At 66.5% G+C, this 16,984-nt stretch carries 15 protein-coding genes; 11 read left to right on the forward strand and 4 right to left on the reverse strand.

Annotated features, from left to right (window positions below):
• The first annotated feature begins 115 nt into the window (after nucleotides 1-115).
• From AAHB16_RS16740 to AAHB16_RS16775, 8 genes are all read left to right on the forward strand, one after another.
• A complete protein-coding gene (locus AAHB16_RS16740) occupies nucleotides 116-598 on the forward strand; it encodes a VOC family protein (protein ID WP_342051502.1) in 483 nt (160 codons plus the stop codon).
• Nucleotides 595-1,830, forward strand: coding sequence for an FAD binding domain-containing protein (locus AAHB16_RS16745; protein ID WP_342051503.1), 1,236 nt, complete (start codon nucleotides 595-597; stop codon nucleotides 1,828-1,830). Before AAHB16_RS16740 ends, AAHB16_RS16745 begins: the two co-directional genes overlap by 4 nt.
• Before the next feature lie 28 nt (nucleotides 1,831-1,858).
• A complete protein-coding gene (locus AAHB16_RS16750; protein ID WP_342051504.1) occupies nucleotides 1,859-2,227 on the forward strand; it encodes a DUF485 domain-containing protein in 369 nt (122 codons plus the stop codon).
• On the forward strand, nucleotides 2,224-3,795 hold the full coding sequence (gene actP, locus AAHB16_RS16755; RefSeq protein ID WP_342051505.1) for a cation/acetate symporter ActP: 1,572 nt from the start codon (nucleotides 2,224-2,226) through the stop codon (nucleotides 3,793-3,795). The genes AAHB16_RS16750 and actP overlap by 4 nt, the downstream gene beginning before the upstream one ends.
• Before the next feature lie 169 nt (nucleotides 3,796-3,964).
• On the forward strand, nucleotides 3,965-4,552 hold the full coding sequence (locus AAHB16_RS16760; protein WP_150377482.1) for a TetR/AcrR family transcriptional regulator: 588 nt from the start codon (nucleotides 3,965-3,967) through the stop codon (nucleotides 4,550-4,552).
• A 4-nt stretch (nucleotides 4,553-4,556) separates the two neighbouring features.
• A complete protein-coding gene (locus AAHB16_RS16765) occupies nucleotides 4,557-5,483 on the forward strand; it encodes a LysR family transcriptional regulator (RefSeq protein WP_150376260.1) in 927 nt (308 codons plus the stop codon).
• A 120-nt stretch (nucleotides 5,484-5,603) separates the two neighbouring features.
• Nucleotides 5,604-6,791: an MFS transporter gene (locus AAHB16_RS16770; RefSeq protein WP_342051506.1), complete on the forward strand. Its 1,188-nt coding sequence runs from the start codon at nucleotides 5,604-5,606 to the stop codon at nucleotides 6,789-6,791.
• Nucleotides 6,792-6,946: 155 nt separating this feature from the next.
• Nucleotides 6,947-7,456 (forward strand): copper resistance protein CopQ, encoded by a 510-nt coding sequence (locus tag AAHB16_RS16775; RefSeq protein ID WP_150376258.1) that lies wholly within the window; start codon nucleotides 6,947-6,949, stop codon nucleotides 7,454-7,456.
• Nucleotides 7,457-7,557: 101 nt separating this feature from the next.
• On the opposite strand, the gene AAHB16_RS16780 is transcribed toward AAHB16_RS16775, so the two are convergent.
• Nucleotides 7,558-12,423 (reverse strand): response regulator, encoded by a 4,866-nt coding sequence (locus AAHB16_RS16780; protein ID WP_342051545.1) that lies wholly within the window; start codon nucleotides 12,421-12,423, stop codon nucleotides 7,558-7,560.
• A gap of 201 nt (nucleotides 12,424-12,624) precedes the next feature.
• Between AAHB16_RS16780 and AAHB16_RS16785 the strand changes: the two genes are divergently transcribed.
• Together AAHB16_RS16785 and AAHB16_RS16790 are read left to right on the forward strand one after the other, a co-directional pair.
• Nucleotides 12,625-13,086: an ion channel gene (locus AAHB16_RS16785; protein WP_150376256.1), complete on the forward strand. Its 462-nt coding sequence runs from the start codon at nucleotides 12,625-12,627 to the stop codon at nucleotides 13,084-13,086.
• 235 nt (nucleotides 13,087-13,321) lie between these two features.
• Entirely contained in the window at nucleotides 13,322-14,179 is an 858-nt protein-coding gene (locus tag AAHB16_RS16790) for a MipA/OmpV family protein (RefSeq protein ID WP_446718105.1), read from the forward strand.
• On the opposite strand, the gene AAHB16_RS16795 is transcribed toward AAHB16_RS16790, so the two are convergent.
• Both AAHB16_RS16795 and AAHB16_RS16800 read right to left on the reverse strand, forming a co-directional pair.
• Nucleotides 14,170-14,895: an alpha/beta hydrolase gene (locus AAHB16_RS16795; protein ID WP_342051508.1), complete on the reverse strand. Its 726-nt coding sequence runs from the start codon at nucleotides 14,893-14,895 to the stop codon at nucleotides 14,170-14,172. The genes AAHB16_RS16790 and AAHB16_RS16795 overlap by 10 nt on opposite strands.
• 103 nt (nucleotides 14,896-14,998) lie before the next feature.
• Nucleotides 14,999-15,310, reverse strand: coding sequence for a hypothetical protein (locus tag AAHB16_RS16800; RefSeq protein ID WP_150376252.1), 312 nt, complete (start codon nucleotides 15,308-15,310; stop codon nucleotides 14,999-15,001).
• A 269-nt stretch (nucleotides 15,311-15,579) separates the two neighbouring features.
• Here AAHB16_RS16800 and AAHB16_RS16805 point away from each other — a divergent pair, with 269 nt between their 5' ends.
• On the forward strand, nucleotides 15,580-15,777 hold the full coding sequence (locus tag AAHB16_RS16805; RefSeq protein ID WP_150376250.1) for a DUF2188 domain-containing protein: 198 nt from the start codon (nucleotides 15,580-15,582) through the stop codon (nucleotides 15,775-15,777).
• 55 nt (nucleotides 15,778-15,832) lie between these two features.
• On the opposite strand, the gene AAHB16_RS16810 is transcribed toward AAHB16_RS16805, so the two are convergent.
• Complete coding sequence (locus tag AAHB16_RS16810; RefSeq protein WP_150376248.1) at nucleotides 15,833-16,972, reverse strand: hybrid sensor histidine kinase/response regulator; 1,140 nt, start codon at nucleotides 16,970-16,972, stop codon at nucleotides 15,833-15,835.
• Nucleotides 16,973-16,984: the final 12 nt, after the last annotated feature.

Consider the following 16,984-nt stretch of genomic DNA (forward strand, 5'->3'; position numbering starts at 1 on the left):
AAAATAAAACCGCCATCGGGGAAACTACTCACCCGATGCGGCTTGGCGTTCCTGCTGCATCCACCTATATTTATCAGACGATCACTAATCGATTGATAAATTAAAGGAGGCAGCGATGGCCCTCACGAAACTGGCCCATTACTCCATCCGCACGACCGACCTCGAACGGTCGTGCGCATTCTACGAGCGCGTGCTCGGGTTCCGCCGTGGCTACCGGCCACCGTTCGACTTCCCGGGCGCATGGCTCTACCTCGGCGACGACGAGCGCGAGTTCGGCACGGTCCACATCATCGGCGTCGATCCGAACGACAGCGCCGGCCTCGCGCGTTATCTCGGCGACCGCGGGACCCCCGCAACGGGCACGGGCACGCTCGACCATATCGCGTTCCTCGCCACAGGCGTCACGGAAATGTGGGCGCGGCTGCGTGCGGAAGGGATCGCCTGGCGCGACCGCACGGTACCAAGCCTCGGCCTGCATCAGGTCTTCATCGAAGACCCCTCGGGCGTCACCATCGAGTTGAACTACCCCGCAGCGGAAGTCGCGGGACTGACGCTGCCCGAAAAGACGCAAGCAAGCGCGACGGGAGCGCACGCATGAACGCCGCCTCGTCAACCCACGCGGCCGGCCGCAAGACCGCCATCGTCGTCGGCGGCTCGCTCGGCGGCCTCTTTGCCGCCAACATGCTGTCTCGCGACGGCTGGAACGTGGAAGTCTTCGAACGCACGCCCGAGGCCCTCGCCGGCCGTGGCGCCGGTATCGTGACGCACCCCGAGCTGTTCGAGGCGCTCGCGGCGGCGGGCATCGCCGTCGATGACGGCATCGGCGTACAGGTCGATGCGCGCGTTACGCTCTCGCGCGACGGCACGGTGCTGTCGGAACGCCAGTTGCCGCAGACGCTGACGGCCTGGGGCAAGATGTATGAAGTGCTGCGCCGCGGCTACACCGGCAGCTATCGTTCGGGCGCGGTGGTCGCGCGCGTCGATAGCGATGCCGCGCAGGCCACCGTCACGCTGCAGGACGGCACGCGCCACCATGCGGACATGGTCATCGCGGCGGACGGCTTTCGATCCTGCGTACGCGCCCAGTTGCTGCCCGATGTCGATCTGCAATATGCGGGCTATATCGCCTGGCGCGGCCTCGTGGACGAGTCGCGCCTGTCCCCGCGCACGCACGCCGATATCTTCGGCAAGTTCGCATTCTGCCTGCCGCCGCGCGAGCAGATCCTTGGCTATCCGGTCGCCGGCGATGCCAACAGCATCGTCCCGGGCCAGCGCCGCTACAACTTCGTGTGGTACCGCGCCACGCGCGAGGAAGACCAGTTGCCGGACCTGCTTACCGATGCGGGCGGCAAGTACTGGGCGCACGGCATTCCGCCGGGCCTGATCCGCCGCGACGTGCTCGACGAGATGGAAGATGCCGCCACGGCGCTGCTCGCCCCGCAATTCGCGGAAGTCGTCACGCGCACACCCCAGCCGCTATTCCAGCCGATCTTCGACCTTGCGGTTCCGCGCATGGCGTTCGGCCGCGTGGCCCTGCTCGGCGATGCGGCGTTTGTCGCGCGACCGCACTGCGGCATGGGCGTGACCAAGGCGGCCGGCGACGCGATGGCACTCGCGCAGGCACTGCGCGGCACGCCGTCGATCGCCGACGCGCTGCAGGCGTACGAGGCCACGCGCGTGCCCATCGGCCACGCGATCGTCGAGCACGCGCGGCACCTTGGCGCCTATATGCAGGCACAACTCAAGAGCGATACCGACCGCGCCATGGCCGAACGCTATCGCACGCCGGAAGCCGTGATGCGCGAAACCGCGATTTCGCGCCGCTTCTGAAGACACGTCATACGGACGGAGACAATCGATGACCCATACCGCCCCCACGATGTCCGCCGCCGCGCGGCATCCGCACGATGCGGCGCCCCCGCCGGTGGCGCCGCACCCGATGCTCGGCCAGCCCGCCTTCGAGCGCCTGCAACGCGCGCGCCGCCGCTTTTCGTGGACCCTCACAGCCACGATGCTGGCCGTCTACTTCGGCTTCATCCTCACGCTCGCGTTCCGGCCCGCCTGGCTGGCCACGCCCGTCGCGGCCGGATACCCGACGACGGTCGGCATTCCCATCGGCTTCGGCATGTTCGTGTTCACGTTCGCGCTCGTCGCGGTCTACGTGTATCGGACCAACACGGTGTACGACCGCCAGATCGCGGCGCTGCGCGAAGGAGCATCATCATGAGCATCGGCCAGGGACTCAACACCATTGCCATCGGCATGTTCCTCGTGTTCGTGATCGCGACACTCGCGGTCACGCGCTGGGCCGCGCGCCGCAACCATAGCGTGGCCGACCATTACGCGGCGGGCGGCAGGATCACCGCGATGCAGAACGGCTGGGCCATCGCCGGCGACTATATGTCCGCGGCCTCGCTGCTCGGCATCTCCGCACTCGTGTTCACGAGCGGCTACGACGGCCTGATCTACTCCATCGGCTTCCTCGCGAGCTGGCCGATCATCCTGTTCCTGATTGCCGAACCGCTGCGCAATCTCGGACGCTACACGCTCGCGGACGTGCTCTCGTACCGCCTGCGCCAGCGGCCGATCCGCGCGTTCTCGGCATCGAGCTCGATCGTGATCGTGCTGCTGTACCTCGTCTCCCAGATGGTCGGCGCCGGCAAGCTGGTCGAACTGCTGTTCGGCTTCAGCTATACGTCCGCCGTGGTCATCGTCGGCGTGCTGATGGTCGTCTACGTGTTCTTTGGCGGCATGCTCGCCACCACGTGGATCCAGATCATCAAGGCCGTGATGCTGCTGGCCGGCGCCGCGTTCATGGCCTTCATGGTGCTGAGCCGCTTCGGCTTCAGCCTGGACAGCCTGTTTTCGAGCGCAATCGCCGCGCATGCGAAGCACGACGGCATCATGCGGCCCGGCGGGCTCGTCTCCGATCCCGTGTCCGCGGTGTCGCTCGGGCTTGCGCTGATTTTCGGTACCGCGGGCCTGCCGCACATCCTCATGCGCTTCTTCACGGTCGGCGACGTCAAGGCCGCGCGCAAGAGCGTGCTGTACGCGACGGGCATCGTCGGCACCGGCTACGCGCTGATCATCGTGATCGGCTTCGGCACCATCGCGCTCGTGGCCAACGATGCGAGCTATCACGACGGCGCGGGCAAGGTCATCGGCGGCGTGAACATGGTGGCGGTGCATCTCGCCCATGCCGTCGGCGGCAACGTGTTCCTCGGCTTTATCTGCGCGGTGGCGTTCTCGACGATCCTCGCCGTGGTCGCGGGCCTGACGCTCGCGGGCGCCTCGGCGGTGTCGCACGATCTCTATGCCACCGTGATGCGCGGCGGCAAAGCCTCGGACCGCGACGAAATGCGCGTCTCGCGCCTGACCACGCTCGTGCTCGGCGTACTGTCGATCCTGCTCGGCATTCTGTTCGAGAAGCAGACCATCGCGTTTATCGTCAGCCTGACGTTCTCGATCGCCGCCAGCTCCAACTTTCCGGTGCTGCTGCTGTCGATCTACTGGCGCGGCCTCACCACGCGCGGCGCGGTGGCGGGCGGCACGCTGGGGCTCGTCACGGCCGTGGTCCTGACGGTGCTGAGTCCGACGGTCTGGGTGCAGGTGCTCGGTCACGCGACGGCGATCTATCCGTACGAGTATCCCGCGCTGTTCTCGATGGCGGTCGCTTTCGCCGGCATCTTCCTGTTTTCGGTGACAGATCGTTCGGCGCGCGGCGCGTGGGAACGCACGGCCTACCAGAACCAGCGCGTCGATTGCGAACTCGGCAAGCTCGATGCCGCGGGATGACACACGCGGGAATGACGCAGCGGGATGGCGGACGGTAGAATCCGTACGTCATCCGCCATCCCATCGCCAGAGGTCCACATCCATGGAGTCCAGCAACGCGCCCGCCCGCGACGACGGCACCGCGAAGACCACGCGGCGGCTTCTGCCCGAAGAGCGCGAGCAGCAGATCGTGGAAAAGGCGATCGAGCACTTCACGCGCAACGGGTTCGCGGGCAGCACGCGTGAGCTTGCGCGGCAGATCGGCGTCACGCAGCCCCTGCTGTACCGCTACTTCGACAGCAAGGAAGCGCTGATCGAACGCGTGTACAACGAAGTGTTCCAGTGGCGTCCGGTCTGGGAGCGCCAGATCGCGGATCGGTCGGTCCCGCTGACGGAGCGGCTCCATGCGTTCTATGTCGACTATTCGTCCGTGATCCTGCGCGAGGAGTGGATTCGCCTGTTCATCTTCGCTGGCCTGACGCACGAAGGCATCAACAACAAGTACCTGAGCAAGCTGCGCAGCAAGGTCTTCCTGCCGGTACTGGCCGAAGTGCGCGAGGCATACGAGATTGGGCCGCCGCGCGGCGCGGCCGAGACCGATGCCGAGATCGAGATGATCTGGAGCCTGCATGCCGCGATCTTCTATATTGGCGTGCGCAAATGGATCTACGGGCTGAAAGTGCCGACCGACCTCGACGCGGTCATCCGCCAGAAGGTCGATATGTTCCTGCACGGCGCGCCGGCCGCGATGCGCAAGCTGCGCGACACCGGCAAGTAAGTCGATGGACAAACTGCTCGCGCTGAAGATGTTCGTCGAGACCGTCGACGCCAAGGGCTTCTCCGCGGCCGCGCGGCGCCTGCAACTGGCCACTTCGTCGGTCACGCGCGCGCTGGACGGACTGGAGGCGTCGCTCGGCGCGGTGCTGCTCAACCGCTCGACGCGGCAGGTCACCGTCACCGAGGCCGGCGCCGCGTACTACCGGCAGGCACGTGGCATTCTCGAAGCGGTAGAGGAAGCCGATGCGATGATCGCCGATCGCGGCGACGCATCGCACCCGCCCGTCGGACAGTTGCGCGTCTCGATACCGGTGGCCTTCGGGCGCCGCTGCATCGCGCCCTATCTCGGCGCGTGGCTCGCCGCCCATCCGCAGCTCGAACTCGAAGTCACGCTCACGGACGATATCGTCGATCTGCTCACCGCGCGCATCGACGTATCGGTGCGGCTGGGCGGCGCGGCCGCGTACGACAACGTGATCGCGCGCGAGATCGGCCGCTTTCACCGGCGCGTGGTCGCCACGCCCGCCTATCTGGCCCGTCACGGCACGCCCGCGGCGCCGATGGATCTCGTCGAGCATCGATGCCTGCGCTTCAGCTACGGCACGCGCGATCAGGTCTGGACCTTCCGGCGGGACGACGCAAGCGAGACGGTGCCGATCGCCGGCCATTTCCGCAGCAACAATACCGAGGTGCTGCTCGAGGTATTGCGCGCCGACGGCGGCATCGCGCTGCTGCCGGACTGGCTCGTCGATGACGATATCGCCAGTGGACGCGTAACGGCATTGTTCGGCGACTGGGACATTCATCCCGACCAGTCGATGTCTGTGGTCTCTGCGCTATATCTGCCCAATCAGCGAGGCTCGCGCCGCGTCGCCGCGTTTCTCGCATTCCTGCAGACGTTGCCCACGCTGCGTCCTTCGCCCGCGGCCTAGGGCCGTCGCGCGCGCATTGCGTCGCCCGCAACGCTGATTTGTCCGGCGTTGCGCTTCCCCGCGCGCATACAAGCCTCTACGATCCGTCCATCGTCCTCCCTCGTCTTTCGGATCGGAATCATGCACACGTCCTCACCCACCGCCGACCACGCCGGCATGTCCGGCACGCTGGTCGCACTGTTCGCGCTCTGCGCGGGCCTGCTCGTCGCCAACCTGTACTACGCGCAGCCGATCATCGAACTGATCGCACCCGCAGTGGGCCTGTCCGTCCCGAGCGCGAGCTTTATCGTGTCGCTGACGCAGATCGGCTACGCGATCGGGCTGTTCTTCCTCGTGCCGCTCGCGGATCTGCTCGAGAACCGGCGCCTGCTCGTCATCAGCGGCATCGCCACCGCCGCGAGCCTGCTCGGCGCGGCGGTGTCCTCCCATCCGGGGCCGTTCCTGCTGGTCTCGCTGCTGCTCGGCCTGAGTTCGGTCAGCGTGCAGATCCTGATTCCGCTGGCCGCGCATCTCGCGCCGGAAGCGCAGCGCGGGCGGACGGTCGGTACGATCATGGGTGGGCTGCTCACCGGCATCCTGCTGGCGCGGCCGCTCTCGAGCATGCTCGCGCAATACCTGGGCTGGCGCGCGGTGTTCCTGATTGCCGCGGCCATGACGCTGGCGACCGTCGCCATCATCGCGCTCACGCTGCCCCGCCGCGTGCCCGGCCATCGGGCCAGCTATGGGGAACTGCTGGTGTCGCTGTGGCATCTGTTCACCCGCCATGCCGTGCTGCGCCGGCGCGCCCTGTACCAGGCGCTGCTGTTCGCCGCGTTCAGCCTGTTCTGGACCGCCGCACCGCTGGAGCTGGCCGCGCACTACGGGCTGTCGCAATCGCAGATCGGCATCTTTGCGCTGGTCGGGGCGCTGGGCGCGGTGGCCGCGCCCATTGCGGGGCGGCTTGCCGATGCCGGGCACACTCGCGTCGCCTCATACGTCGCGATGATCCTGGCGGCTCTGAGCTTTCTGCCCGGGCTGGCCGGTGGGGCGGTTGGGCTCTATGCGCTGGCGCTGACCGGCATCGTGCTCGACTTCGCCGTGCAGATGAACATGGTGCTGGGCCAGCGCGCGATCTATGCGCTCGATCCCGCGAGCCGCGGTCGGCTGAACGCGCTGTATATGACCGCGATCTTTGCCGGCGGGGCGCTGGGGTCGGCCGTGGCGAGCGCGCTGTATGCGCATGCCGGCTGGCACGGCGTGGTCGCGACCGGCAGCGGGCTCGCGTTGGTATCGCTAGGCGCGCTATTCGTCGCTTCTGACCGCGATTAAGTTACGCATAAATCTCTTTTAGAACGTCGTTTGCGGTTAGAGCGACGTTTCTAAACTTTCCCCTTGCTTATCTATCTAGTAGTAGATAATATTCAGTCCATCGACGCACCTACCTAGTAGTAGATGCAGAAACCGAACAGACCCAGGAGCCAATCATGACCGCCAAGACCATCCTTACCGCCGCCGCCCTCGCCGTTGCTTTCATCGGTGGTGCCGCCCAAGCCGCCCAGGGTTCGCGTGACCCGTACCTCGACGGCGCGCGTACCATCAGCGAGCCGCGCAGCACCTTTACCGATGGCGCCCGTATCGGCAATCGCGATGGCTTCACCGACGGTGCTCGTACCGCCGACCCGTATCTGGATGGTGCCCGTGTTGGCAAGGCCGACCCCTTCACCGACGGAGCGCGGGTGGGTACCCAGACGGTCGCCGGTCTGGACCGCGTGGGTGTCTCCGCCGAACCGAGCCGCACCGTCGATCCGTACAAGGACGGCGCCCGCGTCGGCAAGGCCGACCCCTTCACCGACGGTGCGCGGGTGGGTACCCAGACGGTCGCCGGTCTGGACCGCGTGGGTGTCTCCGCCGAACCGAGCCGCACCGTCGATCCGTACAAGGACGGCGCCCGCGTCGGCAAGGCCGACCCCTTCACCGACGGCGCCCTCGTCTGATCGGTAGCCAGGTTGCTCCGTCCCCTCGCAAGCGGACCCTCCCACCGCAAACGAGGGGTGCAAGAAGAAACCGGCGGCCCCCATGGCCGTCGGTTTCCCGTTTACCGATCTCGCGACATCACGCCCTGTAGCGCGCCGATAAACGTATCGAGCGCATACGGTTTGCGCAGCGAGATCGCGTGCGGCAGTATCCGATGCTGTTCCGGTGTCAGCGTCACGTCATAACCGCTGACGAAAACGATCTGCAATGCCGGCCATTCGAGAGCCGCTTCCATCGCAAGGTCGATCCCCGACGCGCTCCCGAGCCCCACATCGGTCAACAGCACGTCGATGCGGTTCGCGCGCATGGCACGCATGGCTTCCTCTTCGTTGCTGGCCTCGATGACCTCGATGCCGAAGCTGCGCAGCAGTTCGGCCGAACTCGTGCGCACAAGGTCGTCGTCATCGACGAACAGCAGCCGCATCTCGGCAAGCCGCGGCACCGGCCCCGCCTGCTTGTGCGCTTCCGGCACCGGTACGGGATGGAGCACGGCGCCGCCGCACGCGATCACATAGCGGATCTTGCGCGCCAGCGCCTCGTGCGAATACGGCTTGGACAGCAGTTCGATACCCGCATCGAGCCGTCCCGAATGCACGATCGCATTGTCCGTATAGCCGGAGGTGAACAGCACCGCGATACCGGGCAGCCGCTCGCGCACCTTGCGCGCCATCTCGGGACTGCGCATGGGTCCCGGCATCACGACGTCGCTGAACAGCACGTCCACGGATACCCCGCTCTCGACGATGGCGAGCGCGCTCAGCGCATCCTTGGCCTTGAGCACGCGGTAGCCGAGATTCGACAGCATATCGACCACGGTATTGCGCACGTCCTCGTCGTCCTCGACCACGAGCACGGTCTCGGTGCCGCCCGTGGCGGCGCCCACATCGACATCGGTCTCGAGATCTTCTTCCTGACGTTCGCGCGGCAGGTACAGCCGCACGGTCGTGCCGAGGCCCGACTCGCTGTAGATCTTCACATGCCCGCCCGACTGCTTGACGAAGCCATAGACCATCGACAGCCCGAGTCCCGTGCCCTGCCCTTCCGGCTTGGTCGTGAAGAACGGCTCGAATACGTGTTCCTGCACGTCCGGCGTCATGCCCATGCCCGTATCGGTTACGGCCACCATCACGTACTGGCCCGGTGTCACGTCGGCATGGCGCTGCGCGTACGCTTCGTCGAGCGACGCATTGCCGGCCTCGATCGTCAGCCTGCCATGGCCCGCCATCGCGTCGCGCGCGTTGATGGCCAGGTTGAGCAGCGCGTTCTCGACCTGGAACGGATCGACGAGCGTGTTCCACAGGCCGCCCGCGACGATGGTCTCGATCTCGACGCCATCGCCGAGCGCGCGCCGCAGCATGTCGTCGAGCCCGCGGATAAAGCGTCCAAGATTGACCACCTTCGGCGCGAGCGGCTGCCGCCGGCCGAACGCGAGCAATTGCGCGGCGAGCTTGGCGCCGCGTGCCACACCGGCCAGCGCATTGCGCACGCGCTGTGTCGGACGCGCCTCGGTGGCGACATCGGTGGCAAGCAGCTGGAGGTTGCCGCCAATCACCTGCAACAGGTTGTTGAAGTCATGAGCCACGCCACCGGTGAGCTTGCCGATGGCTTCCATTTTCTGCGCCATGCGCAGCGCCTCGTCCGCCTGCCGCAACGCCTCGGCCGCCTCGCGATCGCCCGTCACATCGCGTCCCACGCCATGGATGCGGCTCGACGACGGATCCAGTGTGAGCGTCCACGCGATCCACCGCCACTGCCCATCCTGCCGCCCGAACCGGCATTCGTGCCGGACAGCGCTGCCCTCGCGGCGCAGCGCGATCATCTGCTCGGTCATCGACACGAGATCGTCGGGATGAATGAACACGAGGCACGAGCGTCCGAGGAGCACGTCGGGCGACAAGCCCAGCGTGCGCTGCCACGACGGACTCACGCGCTCGAGCGTCCCGTCCGCGGCCGCCACCATCAGCAGGTCTTCGCTGAGGTCCCACAGCCGGTCACGATCGGCCACGGCCTCGTTGACCCGGCGCTCCAGCGTCGTGTTGAGTTCGCGCAGTGCATCCTGCGCCTTGGTGCGCTTGGCGATCTCGGCCTGCGCGGCCTGATAGAGCCGCGCATTGTCGATAGCGACCGCGGCCTGCGCGGCAATCCCCACGAGCACGCGCTCCGCGCGCTCGGTGAACATGCCGGCTTGCGGATGACCGAAGAACAGGCCCCCCAGCACATCGCCGTTGCGTGAAATCACGGGCGCGGCCAGATAGCTGCACACCTGCAGATGCCCTTCCGGCATGCCGCGGTGCGGCGGATTGCGGCCGAAGCGCGGATCGCGGGTGATATCGTCGGACCGCACGATGCCCTGCCCGAGAAACGTCGGCGCGAATACGGCGGTATTGCGCGGCATCGGGAACTTGTCGAACGCTTCCTTCGGCACGCCCGACAGCGAATACAGCATGTAGGAGCCGCCCTTCTCGTCGAGCACGTTGTAGAAGAACGCGCCGAACGCCGCGCCGGTCAGCTCGGTCGCGGCATCGGTGACCACCTGCACCGCGCGGCCGAGGTCGAGTTCGGCCGCGACCGTCGTACCGACGGCATTGAGCACTTCCAGCACCCGCGACTCGTCGCGCAGCCGGCGTTCGGTCTCGCGCCGCAAGCGCGACAGCTGCAGGTTGCTCGCCACGCGTGCCAGCAACTCGCGCGCGGAGAACGGCTTGATCAGGTAATCGTCGGCGCCGCTCGCGAGGCCGCTCACGCGGGCTTCTTCTCCTGCGCGAGCCGAGAGCAACAGCACGGGCGTGTCCCGCAGCGTGGCATCCTCGCGCAACATGCGCACCAGTTCCACACCGTCCATGCCGGGCATCATCACGTCGGAGACGATCAGGTCGGGCGCCTGCGCGCGGGCGAGGGCCAGCGCTTCGCCGCCATCGTTGGCCAGGCGCACCTCGTGCCCCGCACCCTCGAGCAGCCGCCGCATGTACTCGCGCAGATCGGCGTTGTCGTCCGCGACGATCATGGTCGCTCGCGCACTGTCGTCCATGGCGTCGTTGGCGGCGGCATCCCCCGCGGCGGCAGCCGGTGTGGCCACCGCTTCGGCCATGGCACCCCAGCGCGTTGCGGTCTCCGCATAGGCGCGTGCCTGCGTGCTCATCTCCACGGGCGCGGGCGCCGGCAGCGGCGTCTGCTGCGACGCGCGCGGCAGGCGCACGACGACGCGCGTGCCTTCGCCGAGCCGGCTTTCCACCGCGATGACGCCGCCGTGCTGCTTCACGAGTTCCTGCACCAGGGCGAGCCCGATGCCGCTGCCTTCGATGGAACGGCCCATTGCGCCGGCCACGCGGTGAAAGCGTTCGAACAGCCGCGGCAGCTCGGCCTCCGGAATGCCGATACCCGTATCGCGCACGCTGAGCTCGACGTCGCCTTCGGAGGTGGCGTTCACCGCGACTTCGATCGTTCCCTGGAACGTGAACTTGTACGCGTTCGACAGCAGGTTCAGGACGACGGTCTCCCAGATCGTCCGATCGATCGCAACCGGTGCCGGCATCGGCGGGCAGTCCACGACGAGCTGCAGGCCCGCCGACTCGATGGCGGAGCGAAACAGCGAGGCCAGTTCCGCCGTGAACGCAGGGAGGTCGGTCGGTTGCGGCTGCATCTGCAGCCGGCCCGCCTCGATGCGCGAGAAGTCGAGCAGCGCATTGACGAGCTTGAGCAATCGCATGCCGTTGCGATGCGTGATCTCCAGCAGCGCACGGTCGTCGTCGGCGCCGGGACGGTTCAGCATCTCCTCGAGCGGCCCGAGCATCAGCGTCAGCGGCGTGCGGAACTCGTGACTGATATTCGAGAAGAACGTCGTCTTGACGCGATCGATCTCGGCCAGCGCCTCCGCGCGCCGGCGCTCCTCCTCGTAGGCATCGACGTAGCCGAACGCGCCGCTGATCTGCCCCGCGACAAGCCCGAGAAAGCTGCGATAGCGGTCGCCGACGAGACGGTACGGGTTCAGGCCGAGCACCAGCACCCCGTGCTGGGATGTCTCGCCCGACGGAGACACCGGCACGATGGCGACCTGCTTCGGCGGCACGCTCCATGCGCCACCGGGCAGCCGCTCGCCCTCGGCGGGCGAATCGACGACCACCACGCGGCCCTGCTGGAGCGCGTCGTAAGCGGGCCATGCCGCGGGGGAATCTGGCGCATCGCAACGCAAAGTGCCCGGCGCCATCGCATGATCGGCCGCAATGCCTTCGCTGCCGGCCAGCGCAAGTTCGCCGGCACCGCGATCCCCAAGGTAGAGCAGTGCGAACGTGACATCGTGCGGATTGGTTCGCAGCGACTGCATGGCCACCCTGCAGACCTCGTCGCGCGTGCGCGCTTCCGCGGTGGAGGCGCCCAGCTCGCGCAGCAGCGTCAGTTGCCGCTCGGCCAGCACGCGTTCGGTGCCGTCGCTGTTCGCGCAGATGATGCCGCCGGTCCCGCCTTGATCGTCGGGCACCGGGCTGTACGAGAACGTGTAATAGGTTTCCTCGGGATACCCGTTGCGCTCCATGATCAGGAGCTTCTGCTCGACGAAGATCCCTTCGACGCCGGACATCGCCGTCGCGAGCAGCGGCCCGATGTCGTCCCAGATCTCGCGCCATACCGACCTCGTCGGCTGCCCGAGCGCCGCGGGATGGCGGCCGCCGATAATGGCCTTGTATGCGTCGTTGTAGAAGAAGAGGAGATCTTCGCCCCAGCCGATCCAGATCGGCTGCCGCGAGGTCAGCATGATGCGGATCGCGGTCTTGAGGCTCTGCGGCCATTGCGCGGGAGCGCCGAGCGGCGTGCCGGTCCAGTCGAACGCACGGATGAGCGCACCCATCTCCCCGCCGCCGGCGAGAAACGCGGGCGAACTGTCGTCACCGGACATCCCGGTGCCGGAGGACGTGGTGGTCCCCGAGTGGGTCATTCCGGAGTTGGTCATCTCGGAGTTGGTCATCCCTGTCTCCCGCCCCGCGACAGCACCATCGACATCGCATCCTCCGCGCCCAAAAGGGCGTGATTGTGATCATCGCCGCGTACGCGCGGTAACGCAACCGGTACAAATGCCCGACCAGCGCGCGCCGACTCCGGCGTATAGTGTCCCCGACTCCTCCCGCACCTGCCTGCCATGCAAGACACCACGGGTTCCTACCTGATCGCCATTGCCATGACGGCGGTGCTCACCATCATTACCGTGGCGCTGCACTATGAAGCGCTGCGACTGATCTCCGCCATGCATCCCCGCCGCTGGAGCGGCAAGGTCAATATCGGCGCGATGATCGTGCTGATCATCGCGGCCCATTGCGCCGAAGCCATGGTGTTCGGCCTGGGGTACTGGCTCGGTACCGACATCCTGCATCTGGGCTCCCTCAAGGGCATGCCCGACCACGGTACCGCCGCGTACATCTACTTCTCGCTCGAAACCTTTACGACGCAGAGTATCGGCGACATCTTTCCGGTGGGTCCCCTGCGGCTCGTGGCTGCGGTGGAACCGGTCGTCGGCCTGATGCTGATCGGCTGGTCGACGTCGTTCACCTTTCTCCAGATGCGGCGCGACTGGCGCGCGGACGAGGTGGACGACAGCGCCTGAGATCGCCGAAGTGACAATGACGGCGACATTACCGGAGGCGATCATAAGCATTGGGGGCCACGCACGAAATCGGCGTCCCTCCTACAAACTTGTGAGATTCGAGGAAGTTGCGACGGCTAGGCGTTCGATGAAAAGATAAGTTGCCGTCATCCACGGCGCTGTCTGCTCACCTTCGGAGGGAATCGTGCCGACCACCAACAAGAAAAAATCCGCGCCCTTGCGCGCACGGCTTGGCATGCTGCTGGCCCTTTTTGCGCCCCTTTTCGTGCCCCTTCTCGCGACCCTTTTCGCGACGTTCTACACCTCGCAGGCGCATGCCCAGACGCCGTCCCCGCTGCCCGAGTGGCAGTATTCGGTCGGCGTCCCGCTGCGCAAGCTCTATGCACCCGATATCCCGACCTGGGAAGTCCGCGTCGGCGCCGCGATGACCGTGCGGCCGCGCTATGAGGGGGCAAACGACTACTACATCCTTGGCGGCCCCAGCATCGACGTCCGCTACAAGGACCTCGCGTTTGCCTCCACGGGCGAGGGCATCGGCTTCAACGCGATTCATACCGAGCGCGTCCGCATGGGCCTGGCCATCACCTATGACATGGGGCGCCGCGAGAAGAAGGACCACGATCATCTGGCCGGCATGGGCAATATCGGCATCGTGCCCGAGACGAAGATCTTCGCCGAATACGTGGTCTCGAAAGAGTTTCCGCTCGTGATTCGCGCGAATATCCGGCGTCAGCTCGGCGGCTCCGACGGCTGGATCGGCGACGTGGGGGCGTATATGCCAATGCCCGGCAGCTCGGAGAAATTCTTCTGGTTCCTGGGCCCGACCATGTCCTTTGCCGACTCTCGCTATATGCAGACATGGTTCGGCGTGAACGCCCAGCAGGCGGCACGTTCCCAATACGCGGAATATCACCCTAGCGGCGGCATCAAGTCGTATGGCGGCGGTGTGTCGGCGATCTGGATGTTCAGCAAGCACTGGTTCGCCACCGCCGACTTCGGCGTGTCGGCCCTGGTCGGCGATGCGCGCAACAGCCCCATCGTGCAGCGCTCGACCAACCTGACCGGCGATATCTCCGTCAACTATCAGTTCTGATCCGCGGGCGGCGGCCGGCGCAGGTATCCCTCCACCACGGTGCGCAGGGCCGGCAGCTTGCCCGTGAAGAAATGCCCGGCGCCCGGAATGACGACCACCGGCAGTTCCTGCGGCCGGGCCCACTCGAAGACGTTGACCAGCGGCACGCGCTCGTCGCGTTCGCCATGGATGACCAGCGCGCCCGGCGCGATCGCCGCGACCGCGGGCGTTTCATAAGCCAGCGTTTCCGACAGGCGCCCATCGGGCATGCCGGACAGGATCAGGTGCGCGATCGACTCGCCGCTGTCCCCGAGTTCGCCGATGCCGAGCGTCAGCACATAGGCGCCGAACGAAAATCCGGCCAGCGCGAGCGGCAGACCCGGGTATTGCGCGCGCAGCTCGCGCACCACGGCCAGCACGTCCTGCGCTTCGCCGGGGCCGCCGTCGTAGGTGCCTTCGCTCGCGCCGACACCGCGATAGTTGGGGCGCGCGACCAGGAAGCCGTGGGCCTGCAGCGCGCGCGCGAGGACCTGTGGAATCTTGTGCTCGGCGGTACCGCCCTGGCTCGGGTGCGGATGCGCGACCACGGCGATGCCGGCCGGCGCGCCGGCGGGCGCATCGATCAGAACCTCGAGGGCGCCCGCGGGACCGGGGAACGATTCCCTGCGGGTGGGTGCGACAGCGGCGGAAGGCGTGGACAGCGTGGACGGGGATGAGGAAGGGGAGGACGAAGCCATTGGGAGATGAATGCGTGCGATGTGCAAACGCAGCATACCCGCAGCGCGCCCCGCGCTGCAACGGCGCGTGCGAACGGATTTGCCAAAGCCTGGGTTCCGGAGATCAGTGCGGACGCTCCGCGGGAATGACCGACGCGATCTCGGCGCGACGCACGCTGACGCAGTCGTCGAGCTCGAGCCCCTCCGCCACCACGAGCATCTCGGCGCCGCGGCTGATCGCATAGATCTTGCCGTACCAGAGATCTGGCCCTGCCACACCCGTCAGGCGAATGCTGAATTCGGTCTCCTGGTCACGGCTGCAGACGGTTACCAGATCGCCCACCTCGGGCATGGCGGCCTCTTCCGCCATGGGGACTTCCCGGGCCGCCACCGTCAGAGGCATCTGCGCGATGCCGCGTGCGAACCTCGCTTGCATGGTCAACTCCTGCGCGTCGAATCTCGTATTTCTGAAGGATAGGATCGCGTCGCCGATTCGCATAATGAAGTGCGCGACGGGCGTCTTCACGCCATATTGGCCGCATATCGTGCCCGCGCCTGCGTCACTTTCGGCGCCAGATCGCATCAACTGGCACGGGCCTTGCGTCGCTCGAAACTGACAAACGTGTCAGACAGCGCCGGATAGTCCACCATCGCCGCGGCGCGCAAGATTGATGCCACCAGACTGAAACACAGAAGGAGATCACGATGGAAGCCACGCTTCATGTCATGCCGTACGGTGCCGGCTGGGACGTTATTCACGAAGGTTCGCGCTATGCCGAGTCCCATCACGCCACGCTCGACGAGGCAATTGCCGCGGGTACGCGCCGCGCGCGACTGACGAAGGTCGAGCTGCTCGTACACGGCAGCAACGGCGAAGTCAGCGCCCGCAGCATGCCTGCCTGACACCGCCTCACGTACCACGCCAGTCACCTGCTGCCCGAGTCGTTCGTCCGCCCGCTCATTCGCCCGCGGAACACTCGCGCGGCAGCGTCACCACAAAGATCGTCTCCCCGTCCCCCGACTGCGCGTCCACACTGCCGCCATGCAGCGTCACGAGCTCGCGCGTGATGTAGAGGCCGAGACCGAGTCCCTGCGACATGCCGCTATTGGCGACGCCACCGAGCGCACCCTGGTTCCCGTTGGTCGAGGACCCCGAACGGAACGCCTCGAAGATATGCGGCAGCACGGCGGGATCGATCGTGCCGCCATTGCGCACGGTAATGACGACGCGCGAGCGATCGCCTCCATCCACATGCACGGCGATCGGTGTCTCCGCATCGCCGTGATGCAGCGCATTGCCGATCAGGTTGGTCATGACCTGCGCGATCAGGTCCGGATCGATCTGCGCCATCGTGTTGCCCTGCGAGGCGATGACGATACGGCCCTTGCCGTAAGCCACCTCGTACTCGTCGACGATGGCCGTGCAGATCGCGTGGACATCCTCCTTTAGCGGATTCAGGTGCACGCGGCCGCCATGCAGCCGCGCCACGTGCAGCAGCTGGTCGACCATGCGCGCCATGCGCTCGCTGCTGCGCTGGATACGGTCCGTCGCGGGCCGCAGCTTCTCTTCGCCACCGAAACGTCCGAGGAAGGACGCCGACGCGATGATCGCGGACAGCGGCGTGCGCAGGTCGTGCGCGAGCACCGCCATGAGCATCTCGTTGGTCTTGAGCAGCTGTTCGGCCGTCTTGAGCTGCTCCGCCATCTGTTGCTTGTTGCGCGCGAGCTGCACGAACACATCGACCTTGGCCGCGAGCACGCGCGCGTCGATCGGCTTGAACAGGAAGTCCACCGCACCGCTCGCGTAGCCACGGAACGCGCGCTGGCTGTCTTCGCCCGCGGCAGTCAGAAACAGGATCGGGATATGGCTCGTGCGCTTGCTGCCCCGCATGAGCTCGGCCAGTTCGAACCCGTCCATCTCCGGCATGTGCACGTCGAGAATGGCAAGGCCGAATTCGTGCTCGAGCAGCAGTTCGAGCGCCTGTGCGCCCGAGTTGGCATGGACGATCTCGACATCGGGCTTGGCCAGCACGGCATCGAGCGCCGTCAGGTTGCTGGCGATGTCGTCGACTGCAAGGATCTTGATGGGTGTGGACATAGTGATCGTGAT

It is taken from the genome of Cupriavidus sp. OTU4054, from assembly GCF_038440175.1.
Taxonomy (GTDB): domain Bacteria; phylum Pseudomonadota; class Gammaproteobacteria; order Burkholderiales; family Burkholderiaceae; genus Cupriavidus; species Cupriavidus pauculus_D.

What these genes read in the sequence shown, in the direction of transcription:
- AAHB16_RS16740 (WP_342051502.1), top strand. Translation starts at nt 116, where the DNA reads ATGGCCCTCACGAAACTGGCCCATTACTCCATCCGCACGACCGACCTC.
- AAHB16_RS16745 (WP_342051503.1), top strand. Translation starts at nt 595, where the DNA reads ATGAACGCCGCCTCGTCAACCCACGCGGCCGGCCGCAAGACCGCCATC.
- AAHB16_RS16750 (WP_342051504.1), top strand. Translation starts at nt 1,859, where the DNA reads ATGACCCATACCGCCCCCACGATGTCCGCCGCCGCGCGGCATCCGCAC.
- actP (WP_342051505.1), top strand. Translation starts at nt 2,224, where the DNA reads ATGAGCATCGGCCAGGGACTCAACACCATTGCCATCGGCATGTTCCTC.
- AAHB16_RS16765 (WP_150376260.1), top strand. Translation starts at nt 4,557, where the DNA reads ATGGACAAACTGCTCGCGCTGAAGATGTTCGTCGAGACCGTCGACGCC.
- AAHB16_RS16770 (WP_342051506.1), top strand. Translation starts at nt 5,604, where the DNA reads ATGCACACGTCCTCACCCACCGCCGACCACGCCGGCATGTCCGGCACG.
- AAHB16_RS16775 (WP_150376258.1), top strand. Translation starts at nt 6,947, where the DNA reads ATGACCGCCAAGACCATCCTTACCGCCGCCGCCCTCGCCGTTGCTTTC.
- AAHB16_RS16780 (WP_342051545.1), bottom strand. Translation starts at nt 12,423, where the DNA reads ATGACCCACTCGGGGACCACCACGTCCTCCGGCACCGGGATGTCCGGT.
- AAHB16_RS16785 (WP_150376256.1), top strand. Translation starts at nt 12,625, where the DNA reads ATGCAAGACACCACGGGTTCCTACCTGATCGCCATTGCCATGACGGCG.
- AAHB16_RS16790 (WP_446718105.1), top strand. Translation starts at nt 13,322, where the DNA reads ATGCTGCTGGCCCTTTTTGCGCCCCTTTTCGTGCCCCTTCTCGCGACC.
- AAHB16_RS16795 (WP_342051508.1), bottom strand. Translation starts at nt 14,895, where the DNA reads ATGGCTTCGTCCTCCCCTTCCTCATCCCCGTCCACGCTGTCCACGCCT.
- AAHB16_RS16800 (WP_150376252.1), bottom strand. Translation starts at nt 15,310, where the DNA reads ATGCAAGCGAGGTTCGCACGCGGCATCGCGCAGATGCCTCTGACGGTG.
- AAHB16_RS16805 (WP_150376250.1), top strand. Translation starts at nt 15,580, where the DNA reads ATGGAAGCCACGCTTCATGTCATGCCGTACGGTGCCGGCTGGGACGTT.
- AAHB16_RS16810 (WP_150376248.1), bottom strand. Translation starts at nt 16,972, where the DNA reads ATGTCCACACCCATCAAGATCCTTGCAGTCGACGACATCGCCAGCAAC.